At 38.4% G+C, this 18,758-nt stretch carries 17 protein-coding genes and 2 pseudogenes; 8 read left to right on the top strand and 11 right to left on the bottom strand.

Annotation, left to right across the window (positions count from 1 at the left end):
• Window positions 1-143: 143 nt before the first annotated feature.
• Window positions 144-608: a hypothetical protein gene (locus H6607_10880; GenBank protein MCB9262868.1), complete on the bottom strand. Its 465-nt coding sequence runs from the start codon at window positions 606-608 to the stop codon at window positions 144-146.
• Between the two features lie 369 nt (window positions 609-977).
• On the opposite strand from H6607_10880, the pseudogene H6607_10885 reads away from it, so the two are divergent.
• Window positions 978-2,429: pseudogene (locus H6607_10885) on the top strand (IS1182 family transposase).
• Between the two features lie 223 nt (window positions 2,430-2,652).
• Here the strand turns inward: H6607_10885 and H6607_10890 are convergent.
• A complete protein-coding gene (locus tag H6607_10890) occupies window positions 2,653-3,360 on the bottom strand; it encodes a hypothetical protein (protein MCB9262869.1) in 708 nt (235 codons plus the stop codon).
• A 267-nt stretch (window positions 3,361-3,627) separates the two neighbouring features.
• Here H6607_10890 and H6607_10895 point away from each other — a divergent pair.
• Window positions 3,628-5,079, top strand: a pseudogene (locus tag H6607_10895) (IS1182 family transposase).
• A gap of 232 nt (window positions 5,080-5,311) precedes the next feature.
• Here H6607_10895 and H6607_10900 read toward each other — a convergent pair.
• From H6607_10900 to H6607_10935, 8 genes are all read right to left on the bottom strand, one after another.
• Window positions 5,312-6,133, bottom strand: coding sequence for a short-chain dehydrogenase (locus tag H6607_10900; protein ID MCB9262870.1), 822 nt, complete (start codon window positions 6,131-6,133; stop codon window positions 5,312-5,314).
• Between the two features lie 6 nt (window positions 6,134-6,139).
• Window positions 6,140-6,280 carry a hypothetical protein gene (locus H6607_10905; protein MCB9262871.1) on the bottom strand — a complete coding sequence of 47 codons (141 nt, stop codon included), beginning with the start codon at window positions 6,278-6,280 and terminating at the stop codon, window positions 6,140-6,142.
• 362 nt (window positions 6,281-6,642) lie between these two features.
• A complete protein-coding gene (locus H6607_10910) occupies window positions 6,643-7,227 on the bottom strand; it encodes a hypothetical protein (GenBank protein MCB9262872.1) in 585 nt (194 codons plus the stop codon).
• A gap of 248 nt (window positions 7,228-7,475) precedes the next feature.
• Window positions 7,476-8,207, bottom strand: coding sequence for a hypothetical protein (locus H6607_10915; protein MCB9262873.1), 732 nt, complete (start codon window positions 8,205-8,207; stop codon window positions 7,476-7,478).
• 1 nt (window position 8,208) lies between these two features.
• Window positions 8,209-8,346, bottom strand: coding sequence for a hypothetical protein (locus tag H6607_10920; GenBank protein MCB9262874.1), 138 nt, complete (start codon window positions 8,344-8,346; stop codon window positions 8,209-8,211).
• A 330-nt stretch (window positions 8,347-8,676) separates the two neighbouring features.
• Complete coding sequence (locus tag H6607_10925; GenBank protein MCB9262875.1) at window positions 8,677-9,189, bottom strand: hypothetical protein; 513 nt, start codon at window positions 9,187-9,189, stop codon at window positions 8,677-8,679.
• 288 nt (window positions 9,190-9,477) lie between these two features.
• Complete coding sequence (locus tag H6607_10930) at window positions 9,478-10,116, bottom strand: hypothetical protein (GenBank protein ID MCB9262876.1); 639 nt, start codon at window positions 10,114-10,116, stop codon at window positions 9,478-9,480.
• Window positions 10,117-10,342: 226 nt separating this feature from the next.
• Window positions 10,343-11,182: a hypothetical protein gene (locus H6607_10935; protein ID MCB9262877.1), complete on the bottom strand. Its 840-nt coding sequence runs from the start codon at window positions 11,180-11,182 to the stop codon at window positions 10,343-10,345.
• A gap of 181 nt (window positions 11,183-11,363) precedes the next feature.
• Here H6607_10935 and eno point away from each other — a divergent pair, with 181 nt between their 5' ends.
• Genes eno through H6607_10965 form a run of 6 tightly spaced genes read left to right on the top strand, consistent with a single transcriptional unit; the run spans window position 11,364 to window position 18,052 of the window.
• Entirely contained in the window at window positions 11,364-12,653 is a 1,290-nt protein-coding gene (eno, locus tag H6607_10940) for a phosphopyruvate hydratase (GenBank protein ID MCB9262878.1), read from the top strand.
• A gap of 18 nt (window positions 12,654-12,671) precedes the next feature.
• A complete protein-coding gene (locus H6607_10945) occupies window positions 12,672-13,040 on the top strand; it encodes a DMT family protein (protein MCB9262879.1) in 369 nt (122 codons plus the stop codon).
• Window positions 13,037-13,366 (top strand): DUF4180 domain-containing protein, encoded by a 330-nt coding sequence (locus H6607_10950; GenBank protein MCB9262880.1) that lies wholly within the window; start codon window positions 13,037-13,039, stop codon window positions 13,364-13,366. The genes H6607_10945 and H6607_10950 overlap by 4 nt, the downstream gene beginning before the upstream one ends.
• Before the next feature lie 13 nt (window positions 13,367-13,379).
• Entirely contained in the window at window positions 13,380-13,823 is a 444-nt protein-coding gene (locus tag H6607_10955; protein ID MCB9262881.1) for a VOC family protein, read from the top strand.
• A 22-nt stretch (window positions 13,824-13,845) separates the two neighbouring features.
• On the top strand, window positions 13,846-17,565 hold the full coding sequence (locus H6607_10960) for a PKD domain-containing protein (GenBank protein ID MCB9262882.1): 3,720 nt from the start codon (window positions 13,846-13,848) through the stop codon (window positions 17,563-17,565).
• A 1-nt stretch (window position 17,566) separates the two neighbouring features.
• Complete coding sequence (locus H6607_10965) at window positions 17,567-18,052, top strand: GyrI-like domain-containing protein (protein MCB9262883.1); 486 nt, start codon at window positions 17,567-17,569, stop codon at window positions 18,050-18,052.
• On the opposite strand, the gene H6607_10970 is transcribed toward H6607_10965, so the two are convergent.
• The gene (locus tag H6607_10970; GenBank protein MCB9262884.1) at window positions 18,036-18,707 is read right to left on the bottom strand and encodes a TetR/AcrR family transcriptional regulator; all 672 of its coding nucleotides are present in this window, start codon (window positions 18,705-18,707) and stop codon (window positions 18,036-18,038) included. The two genes, H6607_10965 and H6607_10970, sit on opposite strands and share 17 nt — an antisense overlap.
• Window positions 18,708-18,758 lie beyond the last annotated feature (51 nt).

An 18,758-nucleotide genomic window follows, 5' to 3' on the forward strand; every position in this document is an offset into this window, starting at 1 on the left:
TGGCAAACGCTCTTCAAAAATAGTTGAAAGGAGAGTGATAACCAATAGTTATGTCGGATTAGCTAAATAGGTACACTCTCTTCATTTATGGGGAGTGCCGCCTACTCGATTGTGTGCCCGTGCTTTTCTTGCTTATGTCATTTTTAGTCCTCCGCTTCTCGTTTAATAAATTCAGTCCGTTCATCAGTATTGTCGTTCCAACCTGTCCAAACATCTTTTAAAGTTAAATGAAGTCCGTCAAAAGAAACTACTTGATGAATCCAAATTCTTGGAGGACAATTTTCATTGAGTCGGACAATGTCTTGAGTATAAAATGTTGCGTTGTCCAGCCATCGAATTTTTAAAGTGTCTGGATGCTCACAGTCGATTTCATTTGTCCAAGTAACAAGTGTCGGACTAATAAAATTAAACCCTGCACAATTTGCTTCCTTCATTACAAATCGTCCTGAAATTTTTGTCTCAAAATTTTCTGCTTCGTTGTTAATATTAGAAGCTATCATCAAACTGTCGAGTTGGTCTTGCGTGATTGTCGCAAACTTGGGATTTGACTTTTGTAAACTGTTCCCTCTTTTATCGTCCACCACAACTCCGTCTGCATATTGTTTCATGTCGTGAAGGAACCAACCTATTGTAAAAGTCAGAAGTCCAGTTACGAGTATTGATATAATAAATTTCCAGTTCATTTTCTTATGTCATGTCGGTCGGTCAGCATTGCTTATAACGGTTTGAGGCTTTGCGTTCGGGCGGGTTTCGGAGCTCAAAGTTTCAATTTATTTCAAATGTTCATTAGAAGCACAAAGCTCCATCCCGATAGCTATCGGGATTGCACGTCAGCCCGCCTGACGCAAAACCCGTGTGCCTGTTGCACAACCAAACCATTCAAAGGTAAAAAAAATAGTTATAGACAAAATCGCGGAAAAATGTTCACAACACACTGTTAATCAATAAGATAAACAAATATTGACTATCTTTACACCATGCAAGGACGACAAGAGATAGAGCCAAAAATGTTCTATCAAGTAAGTTTAGAAGACTTGGTTCCCAAAGATAATTTCTATCGAAAACTTGGGGAGGCGTTAAATCTTCACTTTTTGTATAAAGCCACGGCAGGATACTATGGCACAGAAGGTCAGGAGTCGATAGACCCCGTGGTGTTCTTTAAACTACTGTTGGTGGGCTATTTAAACAACATCAACTCCGACAGAAAACTGATTGAATATTGTTCAAATTGTTTGGATGTTCGGTTGTTTTTAAAGTATGATATAGACCAATCATTGCCTTGGCACAGCACCATAAGCCGCACCCGACAGTTGTATGGCGAAGAAGTATTTTTGAGTTTGTTTCAAGAGGTATTGAGGCTTTGCATACAAAAAGGAATGGTAAAAGGCAAACGCCAAGCGGTGGATAGTGCCTTTATAAAAGCCAATGCCAGCATGGATAGTTTGATAGAAAAACAGGTAGTGGCAGATGCACCAGCATACTTAGATGAGTTGAACAAAAACTCGGACTATCAGGTAACGAGCAGCCGAAAAAAGTTGGTAGAGCGACATCACAACTGGAAAAAAGAAGCCTACAAAGGAATGCCAGGCAACAATAAAACTGTAAAAACAGACGAAAACGGCAACGACATTCGGCCTAAATATTTGAGCAATCACACACACTACAGTCCCACCGACCCCGAAGCCAAAATATCGGTAAAACCGGGCAAAGCCCGCCAATTGAATTACAGTGGCCAATTGGCAGTTGATGATGCCCACCACGTAATAACCGGAGCATGTGCCAGCACAGCAGGCAGCAAAGACAGCGAAAACCTACCCGAAATAGTAAGCCAAACCATCAAAAATCTGAAAGAAAACGACCTTACCATAGATCAATTAACGGCCGATGCGGGCTACAGCAGCGGCACAGCATTACGGTATTGCGAAGAACAAAATATAGATGCTTATATACCCAACTTTGGGTTGTATAAACCCAATAGAGAAGGTTTTAAATTTAATAAAGACCAAAATCAATACGAGTGTCAAAAGCAGGGAGGAAACCAAGCAATACTAACCTTTAAGGGTATAAAAACCGACAGTAAAGGCTACCAAAAAAAGCAATACCGCAGTTCAGAATCAAGTTGCAAGAACTGCCCCTTGCGAGAACAATGTTGTGGCAAAAGCACCAAGTTTAAAAAGATAGAAGAAAGCATAGACAAACCCTACTACGACCGTATGCACCAAAAATTAGCCCAAAATCCAGAGTATGCAAAGAAGATAAGCAAAATACGCAGCAGCACGGTAGAGCCAGTGTTGGGCACGCTTATCAACTTCTTGAACATGAAAAAAATAAACAGCCGAGGGATGAAACAAGCCAACAAGCATGTGCTGATGGCTGCCCTAACCTACAACCTCAAAAAATACCTCAACTTTAGCCGTAAAAAAGTACAAGGCAATGTGCAAGCAATGGAGCAAACGTCAAATCTTCTTAAAATCAAGTTATTAGAAGCATTTTCATGCATTTTGGGCGGTTCATTTTTTTGTATAACGAAACCCTGCCGTTTAAATTAGAGTGCCTTAAATGGCACTATTTCCTTTTGTTTTTTTCTTGATTTTTAAGCATTTTTTCTTTTTTCAAGAGTTGTGCAACAGCTACCCGTGTTATGGGCAGTTATTACTGTTTTGTCCCAATGATTATTTCATGCCTGTCTGGGTTATAAATTTGTCCAATTACAGGTTGAGAGTACACCGCTTGATTTACACCATTTACAGAAATACCGTTAGTTGTCAAATAGTTTTTAATTTGTGTCGCATAACCAAATGCTTCACCGTCCCCCATGGTACAAGTTACTGTTATAGTCTGACCTTTCTTTGAAGATATTAACTGATTTAATTGACCTGCAGCTTCATTAGTAAGTTGTCTTGGTTGAGAACTAATATTGACAACTCCAGCAGTAATGCCTCCTTGCTGATTGTGGCTAGTCACATTAATGACTTGAGTTGGTTGTTTTTCAGCGGTTACTTTTTTGTTCAGATTGTCTCTTACCCATGTTTCGTGTTTGGTTTTCCAATCCTTGATTAATGTTGTTGGAAAGTCGAGTCCATTGTTTTTGTCAATCATGTCAGCACAACTACTGCATAAAAAAATTGCATTTGTTATTGCACTTCTTTCTTCCGGCTTCAATGAATCATCATATCTGGGCCCACCTTTTGAAGCAGCCGTTATGTGAGCCGCTTTACCAATATATATGGTTTTTGTATCGTCCGCCTCTGAAGGAGAAATTGTCATGGCTCTACAGTTCGGATTAGAACATATATAAGCAGCTCTTTTTTTTAAGCTTTCAATTGTTTTAGAGTCAAAGTCGTCTCTAGTATTGTCCATAGTCGTGTTTTTTATAATTGCCTATAACGGTTCGAGGCTTTGCGAAGGCTGGGATTAGAAGTGCGAATGTTCAAATTTAGCACAATGTTCATTAGAATTCCAAATGTTCAATTTAGTACTGAAGCCCAGCTTTTGCAAAACCCCTGTGCCTGTTGCACAACCAAACCATTCAAAGGTAAAAAAAATAGTTATAGACAAAATCGCGGAAAAATGTTCACAACACACTGTTAATCAATAAGATAAACAAATATTGACTATCTTTACACCATGCAAGGACGACAAGAGATAGAGCCAAAAATGTTCTATCAAGTAAGTTTAGAAGACTTGGTTCCCAAAGATAATTTCTATCGAAAACTTGGGGAGGCGTTAAATCTTCACTTTTTGTATAAAGCCACGGCAGGATACTATGGCACAGAAGGTCAGGAGTCGATAGACCCCGTGGTGTTCTTTAAACTACTGTTGGTGGGCTATTTAAACAACATCAACTCCGACAGAAAACTGATTGAATATTGTTCAAATTGTTTGGATGTTCGGTTGTTTTTAAAGTATGATATAGACCAATCATTGCCTTGGCACAGCACCATAAGCCGCACCCGACAGTTGTATGGCGAAGAAGTATTTTTGAGTTTGTTTCAAGAGGTATTGAGGCTTTGCATACAAAAAGGAATGGTAAAAGGCAAACGCCAAGCGGTGGATAGTGCCTTTATAAAAGCCAATGCCAGCATGGATAGTTTGATAGAAAAACAGGTAGTGGCAGATGCACCAGCATACTTAGATGAGTTGAACAAAAACTCGGACTATCAGGTAACGAGCAGCCGAAAAAAGTTGGTAGAGCGACATCACAACTGGAAAAAAGAAGCCTACAAAGGAATGCCAGGCAACAATAAAACTGTAAAAACAGACGAAAACGGCAACGACATTCGGCCTAAATATTTGAGCAATCACACACACTACAGTCCCACCGACCCCGAAGCCAAAATATCGGTAAAACCGGGCAAAGCCCGCCAATTGAATTACAGTGGCCAATTGGCAGTTGATGATGCCCACCACGTAATAACCGGAGCATGTGCCAGCACAGCAGGCAGCAAAGACAGCGAAAACCTACCCGAAATAGTAAGCCAAACCATCAAAAATCTGAAAGAAAACGACCTTACCATAGATCAATTAACGGCCGATGCGGGCTACAGCAGCGGCACAGCATTACGGTATTGCGAAGAACAAAATATAGATGCTTATATACCCAACTTTGGGTTGTATAAACCCAATAGAGAAGGTTTTAAATTTAATAAAGACCAAAATCAATACGAGTGTCAAAAGCAGGGAGGAAACCAAGCAATACTAACCTTTAAGGGTATAAAAACCGACAGTAAAGGCTACCAAAAAAAGCAATACCGCAGTTCAGAATCAAGTTGCAAGAACTGCCCCTTGCGAGAACAATGTTGTGGCAAAAGCACCAAGTTTAAAAAGATAGAAGAAAGCATAGACAAACCCTACTACGACCGTATGCACCAAAAATTAGCCCAAAATCCAGAGTATGCAAAGAAGATAAGCAAAATACGCAGCAGCACGGTAGAGCCAGTGTTGGGCACGCTTATCAACTTCTTGAACATGAAAAAAATAAACAGCCGAGGGATGAAACAAGCCAACAAGCATGTGCTGATGGCTGCCCTAACCTACAACCTCAAAAAATACCTCAACTTTAGCCGTAAAAAAGTACAAGGCAATGTGCAAGCAATGGAGCAAACGTCAAATCTTCTTAAAATCAAGTTATTAGAAGCATTTTCATGCATTTTGGGCGGTTCATTTTTTTGTATAACGAAACCCTGCCGTTTAAATTAGAGTGCCTTAAATGGCACTATTTCCTTTTGTTTTTTTCTTGATTTTTAAGCATTTTTTCTTTTTTCAAGAGTTGTGCAACAGCTACCCCTGTTATGTGCAGCCTTTCGTGTCATTATTTAGTTGAACCAGGTTTAAGATTGGTCGCTACTTTTCCAATAAGTTGCTCAGCTTGTTTAATCTTATCTTCCTGTTCTTTTTGTTTTAATTTTTCGTCAAGTATTAACTCTACACCTAGTTTGACAACTGGAAAAATGTCTAAACACTCTTGTTCTTTAAGTTCGTGAATGCCTTTACTTAGTATTCCATAAAGAACTTTGTTTTTTACAAGAAAATTAGGAAGAAAAGATTTAAGTAATTCTATTTTCTCGTCCATTCGGGATTTTCCATAATTTTCCTCTGTCCACCCTGCAGTTAATTTTGCTTGTTGGTGAGCTTCTTCAATTAAGTTTTCAAAAACCCGTCTTAAATAAATAAAAGAACCAATACCAATACCGTGTGAAACAAGTCCTATACCCCTGCTGAATTCAGCGAAGTTGTCACCAAGTATTTTCCGGTATTTAGATATTTCTCCTTTTGTCAAAGAAGCAATAGAAGGAAACTGTCCTATCTTTAAAAACGAGTATTCATCTGGGAACGTTTTTAAGAAAATTTCAATTTCGTGTTTTTCGTCACGACTACATATCAAAGTTAGTCCAAGTGTCCTATTAAAGGCAAGAATACTTGATATTTCATATCTTGCTAGCGGTTTCCCTTTTCTTTTATATGTGGTGTCTTTACCGCAAAATATGCAAGGTCCGTCAACCTTTCCATCAAAACAAATTATATCCTCAATTACTTGGTCACTATCTTCTGTCCATTTTATTATGTCATACAAAGGTGTTTCAAAAAAGAATTTATCAGGCGTTAAATTGTCCATATTTATTAGTGTTATCATTTTTGTCTAAGGTTGCACATAACATCCGTATATGCCCAATGCAAAAAACCGATTGTGCATATTTCCATTATCTATGTAACAATACATACTATGCTTTAGATGTGGCTCCGCCACCTCACTCACACCATTATGTGTTGTCTTATTCATCTCTCAAAAATATCTTTTTTCATAATAAATCCAAACCTCTTTTTAAATACATGTTTAGGGTCATTGTTAGGATGGTGCTAATGCCCGCGGCTAAAAATAGGGTAAGCAGATTTCGGTAAAAGTCGTTCGTTTGATGTGTACGTTATCGCCCCACGGAGACGGAACCGATGTCGCCATGTTTTTTTAGCCATTGTGCCTGTTGCACAACTCAAAAGTAACTCTATTTTTCAACTATTTCAAAAAAGTTGCAATTTTAATCTTCTTATTATCAGTGAGTTAATTGTGTTTTGTTTTGAGGTAAAAATCTAAAACAGCGTTGAGGGTAGTTGTGCAACAGCTACCGATGTTAGCAGCTGCCGTTTTCATCGTTCATTAATTATGTCAAATGGTGTCCCAAAAGAACCAACATTTTTTAGATACTGTTTATCTTCTTCCAACAATTCATTTGTTCCAAGGCCGATGTCTTCCCAAACTTTGCTGTCTTGTCGTTTGAGTGCAAATTCAATAGCTTCAATTTTAGGTCGCTTGTTAAGTCCTAGCATTGTCAAGTCCATAAACTGTCCTTGCTTGATTTCTCCGTTTGTAATTTGTCCAAGTAAGAAAAAATGTCTGCCTGTTAGTTGAAATGAACTTTCAAGTTTAAACTGTGCAACAGTCAGGTTGTGCCAACTATGTCCACAGTGTCGGCATTGTCTTGCAAATGGTGTCCTTGCAAGTTTGCTACACTTTGGGCAATTGTTCAAAAAAACCTTTTCAGGCACTTCTTTCATTATTCGTCTGGCTACATTTAATTCAAATTCTTCGTAACCATCTTTGAGAAATTCTTTTATGTCTGGTGGTTCACTAATCCAACCTTTGTCCACCATTACCTTTCGCATTTGAGGATTGTCCTCTGTTTTATAAGTGTACATATGATATTTCAACGCTAACTTTTCATCGTCAGTCATTAGTCTGCTGAAATAATTTCTTATATAACTTGCTGTCTCTTTGTCCACGATTTGGTCTGTTACGGTTGCTGCTAACGCCAGCGGCTATGAAACGTGCGGGTAAGAATCTTGATTCTTGTACGCGGCCGGCAAGCTGGAAGCGAAACGAAAAATATCAATTTTACGGTTCGCGAAGCATGTTTTCATAGCCATTGTTGGCAAGCGTTTTTTTGTTTTTTCTGTTACGTGAATTAGCACACGATAATTCCTTATTTGAAGTCCTCTTCTTTAAAAACTCTCTCGTATCGGGAACTGTCAGTTCGGTTTGTTTCAATTTCTCCGTTTGGTAGAATAATGCTCAAATAGGAAATTGAGTCCACTATGGCTTTACCTTCAAATTCTCCCGAAACACTATTTATTTCATAGGTTGTTATGCTGTCTCCATTAAGGTAGGAATGTTTGATTCCACAGTGCCATTCACCGCATTCACCTCCATGTAGAAGCAGGTAAGAGACTGGCGAATTTGACTTATTCAGAAGAATATACAATAGTCCACCGAAGTCTGTTCCGCCTGTCGAAACTATTATCGGGTTAAAGTCACCAATAGGTCTTTGTTTTGAGACAAAATTTATTTGCCAATCACCCATTATCCATTCGGTTCCACCATTGGAAGCTAAACCTGGACAACTTGCAACAAGCTTCATCTTTTGCTTATCGGTTAGCTTAATTAAAGGCAGGCGGTTTCCGTTGTCTCGATACCAGCATTTGTCATCAGTATCGTATTCTATACGTTTAGTTATTAGCGTGCTTTTAATGTCTTTAAGAGCGAATAGGCTGTCGGGAAGTGGAAATATAGATGTGTCGGGAGATTTGATTTCGATAGTTGTCGAGTCAAGTGCTTTGGTTGTATTCTCTTGAGTATTTGTGGAGGTACATGCTGTCCAGCATAAACAAGCTAATAAGGCAATAAATATTGATGGAAATGTAAATTGCTTTTTCACTTTAATTTTTAAATGCTTGCCAACATCCAGATATGCGAACATTTATGTCGCATATTTTCACTATGTATGAAACAATGTCTAAAATGTTTGGGCGGGGCTTCGCCACTTCACTCACATTTCTTTGTGTAGTTCCATTCATTTGTCAAAAATATCTTTTTTCCTAATAAGTCCAAGGGATTTTTAATGGCTTACTATTTCGCCTATTTAGTTACTACCACTCGCCGCAAACCAACGAAATAGTAATAATCTGAGCCCTAACCTACAACCTCAAAAAATACCTCAACTTTAGCCGTAAAAAAGTACAAGGCAATGTGCAAGCAATGGAGCAAACGTCAAATCTTCTTAAAATCAATTTATTAGAAGCATTTTCATTCATTTTGGGCGGTTCATTTTTTTGTATAACGAAACCCTGCCGTTTAAATTAGAGTGCCTTAAATGGCACTATTCCCTTTTGTTTTTTTCTTGATTTTTAAGCATTTTTTCTTTTTTCAAGAGTTGTGCAACAGCTACCATTGTTGGCAATAGTTTTTTTAATCAAAGTTATTAATCCTTCATAATAATTTATATTTGGTTCAGGATGAGGCTTTCTACCATATAAATATTCATTAAATGTTCCGTCTTCTCCAATTCCGTTGTCAGAAAAAAATCTATCAAAGTAGTGACTAACATAAAAGTCAGAATTATGAAGACTTATTTTGCAAGTATAATAATTCGCTCCATTTGGATTTAAAGGCCCATAATAAGTGCCAGTCCATTTTGCATTAAAAACTCGACATATTGTTTCTCCTAGATATGCAGTCAAACTAGCATTTAGCATTTCTCTTTCATTTAATTTTCTTTTATGTTTTGTTTCAAGAAAACGCTCTAATTCTATTTCCAAAGACTTGATTGTGAAATCAAATTCATATCCATTTCTTTTTTCAGCTTTTGCGAATTCCTCTGCTATCAATATTGGATTATCTGTTTTATTGAAGTCTGTCATTCAAATTATTGCCAACGGTATAGTATAAGCGAAGTGCGGGATTAAAAGCACTTCACTTTCGGTTAAGCTGTGTGTTTATTAATATTCAATTCGTTTAAATTTAGCACTTTCGCCCGCATTACGTATATACATTGTGCCTGTTGCACAACTCAAAAGTAACTCTATTTTTCAACTATTTCAAAAAAGTTGCAATTTGAATCTTCTTATTATCAGCGAGTTAATTGTGTTTTGTTTTTGAGGTAAAAATCTAAAATAGCGTTGAGGGTAGTTGTGCAACAGCTACCCGTGTTAGCAGATGGCTTTTTCGGTCTGTTTAATGTTGTCGTCAAATGTTTTAATTATGTCTCTTAGCTTTAACAATAATTCTTTTGTGTCAATATTTAATTGAGGTCTGTCCCACGCTTCAAATTTTTCTTTGTCGTTAAATCTTGGCCAAAAAATGTATTCATAATAATAGTTCCAAGTCTCTTCTATTAATTCATTGTCTGCATAATTTTGAAGACTGGCGTTTCTGTCGTCCTGATTAATAAAGTCGCCATACAAGTTGACAAAGTTTGCGAAGCCCTCAATTGTCGAAATGTCCAGATTATTTTTGTCAATTTCATTTGCGATTGAGATAAGGTCATAAGTGCAATTTTCTTTAACCTCTAAATTATCGAAATTATCAAGCCAAGAACTAAGATTTTCAAATTCAACTAAATTGTCAAAATAAGATAAAATTCTCGTCTTTAAGTTTGTCAAAGATTTAGAAGCAAAAATTTTCCCACTTTTATATGTCAAAAGTCTGTCTGTGCTGTTTTTATCAGTGTCTGTATACCAAACTAAAAATAATGGACTGTCAAAAGCTGCCGAACAATATTTAATTATCCAAGTCGAGTAATTTCTGCTTAGGTCGTCAAACGTTTTTATGTCGTTTTGCTCTGTCATAGGCTATCTGCTAACATCCGTATATGCCCAATGTAAAAAACCTATTGTGCATATTTCCATTATCTATGTAACAATACATGTTATGCTTTAGATGTGGCTTCGCCACCTCACTCACACCATTATGTGTTGTCTTATTCATCTCTCAAAAATATCTTTTTTCATAATAAGTCCAAAGGGCTTTTTAGCGTTGTGTTTGTTGTAAACCCGTAAAGCATCAGCCCCCTCATTATTTGCCTAAATCTGACTTCATTTTATTGGCATAGTCCATAATTGCTTGATTTCCTTTGGGCTGTTGTTTAAGAATTTTGTACCACTTTTTGAAATTGGTTTTGTCTTTTTGTGTATAAAAGTATTGCAAAATATTGAAGCAGTTTTCAGCATTATACTCACGGTCGGTCACTGTTTTTAAGGATGTCTCAAATTGATTTATTGCATCATCAATCTTATTGTTTTTTGCCAGCGTGTATATGTATTCTTTATTTACATAAGCGTCATTTGGATTCGTTTTTATCTCTTCTTTTAAAATTGATTCTGCTTTGTCATATTGACCCAGGCAGTTGTATGAATACGAAAGTTCAACGGCAAGCCCTTTGAATTTTGGATTTATTTTCTCCGCTTTTTCTAAAAAAGTCAATGCCTTTTCACATTCATTCCAGCCGTTGTACATAAACCCCCACTTGTACAATCGCTCAATAGAATTTGTATCTGTTTTGTAGAATTGCAGCCAATCAGGAATTGCCGATATTTTTAACTCTTCGAATTTGTTTTCGGGTATGAATGCAACCAAAACATTGTTTGGTTGTAGCCGAGTTTTAACGCTCATATTATCAAATCTTTCGGGTACAAATTCTCCGTTTGGCAGCACTTTAAAAGTTCCTTCATAGTTGATGGTCAAACCTGCTTCTGGGTCGATGTAGATGAAACCAAAAAGATAACTGCTGTCTTTGCTTGGTTTGAATGCAACCCACTTATCTTCACTCTGAACAAAGCGTTTGTTAAATCTTAAAGTTGTTTGGGCGTTAAGTTTGGTTGCAAAAAGCATTACAATAATTAGTATGTATTTCATATTGGGTAATTTTAAATGAGCATCTCAACGACAAATATACCAAAGAAGAACTTTTTTTCATACATCCATATTTTTCAGACTTCACAAACCATATATCAAACATTCTATTGTCATCCACCATTGCTTTTGTTGGGTACATATCACATTCAAAAAATTCTACCTTTGCAGCAAAATTTTAGAAATGAGCGAAATACTTAATATTCATGCCAGACAAATTCTTGATTCACGCGGCAATCCAACCATCGAGGCCGAAGTAATTACAACTACCGGAGCGTATGGCCTTGCGGCGGTTCCGTCGGGTGCATCTACAGGTGTGCACGAGGCGGTAGAATTGCGAGATGGCGACAAAAATCAGTATTTAGGAAAAGGGGTTACTCAGGCTGTTGAAAATGTAAACACCACCATTGCTGAGGCATTGGTGGGTCATGATGTGACCGACCAAACCTTGCTCGACAATATGATGATAGCACTTGATGGCACGGCAAACAAAAGCAATCTCGGGGCAAATGCTATTTTGGCGGTTTCGTTGGCATTGTCTAAAGCGGCAGCAATGGAAAGCGGCCAATCGCTGTATAGATACATTGGCGGTGTAAATGCCAAGGTGCTTCCGGTGCCGATGATGAATATTTTGAATGGGGGCAGCCATGCCGATAATTCCATCGATTTTCAGGAGTTTATGATTATGCCGGTAAAAGCCGATTCGTTTAGCCATGCGTTGCGAATGGGTGTAGAGGTGTTTCATTACCTAAAATCGGTATTAAAAGAAAAAGGCTACAGCACCAATGTGGGCGATGAAGGTGGTTTTGCACCCAACATAAAATCAAACGAAGAAGCCATTGAAACGGTTTTGAAAGCTATAGAAAGAGCGGGATATAAACCGGGCAGCGACATTTTTATTGCGATGGATGCGGCCACTTCTGAGTTTTACAATCAAGAAAGTGGAATGTATCATTTCCATAAATCGAGCGGACAAAAAATGAGTTCGGAAGAAATGGCCGACTACTGGCTAAACTGGACAAATAAATACCCTATTGTTTCGATAGAAGACGGCATGGCCGAAGACGACTGGAAAGGTTGGAAAACCCTGACGGAAAAAATCGGTAAAAAAGTGCAGTTGGTGGGCGACGATTTGTTTGTTACCAATGTGCGTCGTTTGCAGGAAGGCATCAATCAAAAAGTGGCCAATTCTATATTGGTAAAAGTAAACCAAATTGGTTCGCTTACCGAAACCATCGATGCCATTCAATTGGCAACCGCCAATCAATATACAAACATCATTAGTCACCGAAGCGGCGAAACAGAAGACACTACCATTGCAGATTTGGCGGTGGCCATGAACAGCGGTCAGATTAAAACAGGTTCGGCTTCTAGAACAGACAGAATTGCAAAATACAACCAATTGCTTCGCATTGAGGAAGAATTGGGCACCGAGGCCATCTATGGTGGCAATATGTTTCGATACGGAAAGTAGCGGAGGTAGAGGGGTTTTATGAAATCTCTTTTGGTTGTTTCTTTACTGATTTTATCAAACGTGTTTATGACACTGGCTTGGTATGGTCATCTCAAATTTTCGGAATACAAATGGTTTGGCAAACTGGGTATAGTTGCCGTTGTTTTTCTCAGTTGGGGGCTGGCTTTGTTTGAATATTTTTTTCAGGTGCCTGCCAATAAAATAGGATTTAAAGGGAACGATGGGCCGTTTTCATTGGTGCAACTCAAGGTTATTCAAGAGGTCGTTTCTATAGTAGTTTTTATGCTTTTTGTGTTGCTGGTATTTAAAAGCGAAACATTAAAACCCAATCATATCATAGGGTTTGTTTTTTTAGTGTTAGCCGTTTATTTCATGTTTAAAAAATGAATTTTGAGATAGTGCATAATAACGGCGAAAATGTGGCAATCCTTCATTCTGCCAATGTAGAAATAAGAGATGCCCAAGATGCTCTGGAAATGCTGATGAACGCACGCTATCAGGAGTGTGAAGTGTTGCAGGTGCAACAGCATCATTTGCCCGAATCTTTTTTTGATTTAAAAACCGGACTGGCAGGAGAAATACTTCTAAAATTTTCAACCTATGGCGGACGCCTTATTGTTGTTGGAAATTTTGAAAACATCACCAGCAAAAGTCTCCGAGATTTTATATTTGAAAGCAACAAAGTGGGACGAATCCGATTTGTATCGTCTTAAATAATACATACGTATGAAACAAAAAATTACTCCGTTTCTATGGGCTACTTCCGATGCCAAAGAAATGGCCGATTATTATTTATCCATTTTTAGCGATGGCAAAATCGTTGAACAAAATGGGTTTATTTTTATTCTGGAAATCGCCGGTCAGCAACTGGGCATTTTAAACGGAGGGCCGCACCATATTCAGTTCGATGATTCTATTTCGTTGATGATTGATTGCGAAGATCAACAGGAGGTAGATTTTTATTGGGAGAAATTTACTGCCAACGGTGGACAAGAAAGTATGTGTGGTTGGTGCAAAGATAAATATGGCGTATCGTGGCAGGTAGTGCCACGTGGTTTAAAGGAATTGCTCTCAAATCCAGATAGAGAAAAGGCACAAAAAGCCACCCAAGCCATGTTAAAAATGCAAAAAATTGACTTAAAAAAAATGGAAGAAGCGGCAAGTAGTTGATTTGTTTGTATTTTTACGGACAATGAAATTTCATTACACAAAATTGTCGTCTGTTGGCCGAATGGCAATTGTTGCTTTATTTCTAATTTTTAGTGCGGTTCAGGCAAAATCGCAATGCACCATTCAGTCAAACGATGAAGCCTGTGTGGGCGAGGTGGTTCAGTTTACAGCCACCGTTTCCAGCGGCACCATTGGAGTGGTAAATTGGGAATTTGGCGACAATGGAACTGCCACCGGAAGCAGCGTATCGCACCAATACACCACAGGGGGTAGTTATACGGTTAAAGCCACCATCCAAATTATAAATGGGGTGCCATGCACCATTACCAAAAACATCACTATATACAATAACCCACAGATGAATGTGGTGTTGGATGCCTCCACCCAATACTGCCTTCTTTCAAACAAAATTTGCTTACAAGATAACTCTACTTCCGGCAATGCAGGCATCGGCCTTTCTAAGCGTATAGTTTTGTGGGGGGATGGCGGAAAAACAGAAACCAATAGCCCGACAGTGGGCGAAAAGCACTGCTATACCTATATAAAAGAGGGTAAATATTCTTTGACTATAGAAGACATAAACGCCAAAGGTTGCTCGAATAAACAAACCATAAACATCGAAATTTTGGATGAATTTAACCCAAGCTTTTTTCCATTCAGTCGAGGTGGTTCATGCAAATACGAGGACATTGAATTTGTGGAAGACACCGGGTGGAACAATCGATACAATCTTTTGCAACAACTCATTTTTGACTATGCCGACGGAACAACGGATACCATTAATGCTCCTATTTCGGGTTTGTCGAAAACGCATCGTTTCACAAAATCGGGAACCTATCAGGTATTGCTAACGGCAAAGTTTAAAAACGGTTGTACTCGTGAATATATCCGAAACGTCATCATTGATTTGGATGCGGTGGATGTAAAAATTAAAAAATCAGATTCGATAATTTGCGTTGAAAATTCCATTGAATTTTTTCATGCTGAATTAAAAAATGCGGATTATTCTTGGGCCGTGTTTGATTCTGTAGGAAATGTGTTGAATAGGATTAGCGGTGACAGAATAGCCTATCTAGGTGGTGGTTTTGGGAAAAACTATGTGGAACTGACCATAACAAAAGGGGTATGCGAATCAAAGGGGAGGGATTCGTTTGAAGGAATAGGAGTAGCCTTGACTCCACGTATTTTAAACAACGACCAATGTGGGAATATTGATTCCGTAATTTTTTGTGGCGACTTTATTGGTTATAAAAATTCAAACGATTTACATTTTTTGTGGAATTTGGGTTACCACAAAATGGAACAATGTACAACAGACTACGATAAAGGAATAAACTTAAATAGAAACTGTATTACCAGAAAAGGGCAATATTTTAAACACCGATTTGATACAACAATTTGTGCTGTTGCATCACTTTTTTTAATTGACTCTGTAACCAAATGCTATGCCACGTATGCTCCTGTAGTGCCAAACTATTCGGTCATAAATACTCCCGAGCCAAAAGATTTTGAATTTTTACCGCGTCCGGCATGTTTTGCTGATGCGGTTGTTTTACGAAGTCCATGCGTAACAAAAGTCAATGTTATCTGGGATTCGTTGTGCAATTCTACCAATTTTGATACCAAACGGCTGCATGAATACTATTCTACCTGCGATACCAGTAGGTGGGTTACAACTGCGGTAGCGTTTCAAAAAGGCGATTCAAAAGTATATCGCTCGTGCGACCCAACAGATTTTTATGTTGATAGTTCGAGGGTATGTATCGATACATTTTGGTATCACAGAGCTTTTCAATTGCAGCCCAAGCCAAGCACTTCGGCCAACTATAAACTGCTTAACTGCATACCGGGAGAAATAAGAGGGAAGTTTAATAACAACCGCCAACAACACATTTTAAAAGTAAAATACGATTGGGGAGATGGGGCAATTGATAGTTTTACTATGCAGCCAGGCTACGACACCCTGCCTGATTTCTACCACAAATATGCCCGCTCCGGCACGTATGCCATAGGGCTTTCCATGATTTCTGATTCGGGCTGTATGTCTGAGAGCTACATTGTTATCAAAGTCGGGTTTTATAATAATTTTGAAATTGTAAGCCCCATTTGTCCGGGCATTACCACCTATGTCAAAGATTCCATTCGATACTGGGATGACAACACTCCTTATTGGAATTTGCCCGGAAATGTTGAATCGGTTAAATGGGATTTGGGCGATGGAAAAGGTTTTAGCATTAACGGACCCTTTCCAGGAATAAAATATGACTACCCTGGTACATACAATATTACCATGGTTTCCACCGACCGAAATGGTTGCACAGACACCGTGGTGAAGCAAATCGAAGTGCTGGAGTTTACTGCCGGAATCAAAGATTTGGCCGACAAAATTATCTGCGACGAAATTGTGCAGTTGTTCGACTCCACCCCCATTATACCGAATGATAAGGTAAAAAGAAATTATTGGAGTTTTGGCGACAATACCCGTGAGAGCGTTTTAAAAGACCCATTTCATTATTATTCTATTTATGGAAGTTTTGAAATAATGCATGTTGTAGAAACCCAATTAGGTTGTATCGATACTACGTACAAAACCATTGTTATAGAGGGGCCGGTGGCACATTTTGATATTGTTTCCGACACGGTGGGTTGTGCACCTTTTACTGCTGAGTTTAAAAACAATTCCATAAAAGCGAGCGATTTTATTTGGTATTTTGGCGATAATTCGGCCAATAATACCTTGAGCACTCAGTCCACCGCCAACGTGACACACACTTATACTAAACCCGGCACGTATGAAATATATCTATATGCCAGCGATAGTGTGTATAACCCCCACTCTACCGATACCTTAAAATTTTGCAGTGGTATTTTTCCGGATAGCACTCAAAATCCGGTGGCCATTCGTCGCATCATTGTGCTGCCCATTCCAATAGTTGATTTTGAAATTAGCGGAGGCTTGTGCGAAGGAGATACCATAACACTTAAAGATAAATCAGACCCCATTTATACCGATTATAAATGGCAATGGGCAGGCGGAGTTGTCTCTGGAAATAATCCGGAGGTGAAAGTGCAAATGAACGACACCGGAAGTGTAACTATTTTATATACTCCAACCTATACACCGCAAGGAATCTATCAACGAGCATGTTTTGACAGTGCAGAGAAAGTAATTGAGATTAAATATAACCGTACGGAATTTAATTTTACCAAAGATTCCCTCTGCCCCATTTATACCTTCACGGCTGATGGAGACGATTTAATAGCGTATTCGTGGGATTTTGGACATCCGGCCAGTGGCGATAGCAATGTCTCCAACTTACCGACACCACATCATTCGTTTTACCCCGATTTAGGCGATTTTGAAGTTTGTCTTACCACAAAAAACGTGGATGGCTGCATCAACGAATATTGCGAGTTGGTGGAAAGCGAGCACAGCTTTACCGTATTTACACCCAATATTTTGACACCCAATGATGATGATTTGAACGATGTTTTTTATGTAGAAGTAGAGGGCAGCCAACTATTTGAATTATACATTTACAATCGGTGGGGAGAAAAGGTGTATGAGGTGAAAGAAAACTATGGAAAAAATACCTCGTTGTATTGGAATGGAAAAGTGATGAACAGCGGTAAACCTTGCCCTCCCGGTACCTATTTTTATATTTTGAAAGTGCAAGAAGGTTGCAACGAGGAGGCAGACATTGAAAAAATAGAAGGTGTGGTAACACTTTTTAGAGATTGATATGACTCCTCGAATAGAAATTTTTCCAGAAACCGTTTTGATAGGCATGAGCTTGACTATGTCGTTTGCCGAGAATAAAACCGTGCAACTTTGGCAATCGTTTATGCCTCGTCGTTCGGAAATAAAAAATGCCAGGGGTGTTGAATTATTTTCGGTGGATGTGTATAACGATAGCAACTTTTATCAAAAGTTTAGTCCGGTAAAGCAATTTGAAAAATGGGCGGCAGTGGCCGTTTCTATAAACAAACGTGTTCCCGATGGAATGAAAAGCCTATTAATTCCAAAAGGAGAATATGCTGTGTTTCACTATAAAGGCAAACCCAGCGAGGCCCAACCTACGTTTCAATATATTTTTGGTAAGTGGCTTCCAGAGTCAAAATATCAAATGGCTGACCGACCGTTTATGGCCATAATGAATGAAAAATATTTGGGCGAACACCCCGACTCGGAGGAGGAGTTTTGGGTGCCGATTATCCCAAAATCTTAAAAACCATATCCTCGATATAGTCGCTGGTGTAGGTAGGTGTATTTTCTGAGGTATTGTCCGTGAGTCGAGGTAGGTTGTTGCTAAAAAATTGTTGTTGGTGGGCGGTTTCTATAATTGTTGTACTCAATGATTTTGGGTATTTGTAGGTTGGGTTGTAGTCGGTAATAACCTCAGATATTTTTGAGCAGAGGTCTTTGTATGGCTTAAATACTTCGTTTTTGTTGATTTCTGATACTTCTTTTACCAAATACACTTTGCTGCTTTCGGCAATCACAATTTGGTTGAGCGATTTTTTGTTGTATTCATCAAGACCGGTGCTGTCTGGAAGTTCGTGGGTTAAAAGGTTGATGACAATCCGTATTCGTTCATGTTTATCATGAACATTTTGCAAACGAAATATCAGCAAAAACTCCATATACGACCAATACCAATTGAGTATGTACAGCAAAATGCGGTATTTGTTTTCAAAATATCGATAAACAGTGGCCTCGGTTGTTCCAATGTCTGAAGCAAGTTTTTTAAACGTGAATTGTTCGAAACCCAAGTTGTTGATAAGGTCTATAGAGTGCCGAACGATTTGTTTGCCAATCTCGCTTGTTTCCGGATCCTTTAGAAAAATCTTGGCATTTACCTTAAAGTTTACCTGAAACTCCATGTTGTTTTTTTAGCAAAAATAATAAAAGTCAAAATCATTAAACAATTACTT

The sequence above is a fragment of the Flavobacteriales bacterium genome (assembly GCA_020635395.1).
Lineage (GTDB): Bacteria > Bacteroidota > Bacteroidia > NS11-12g > UBA9320 > UBA987.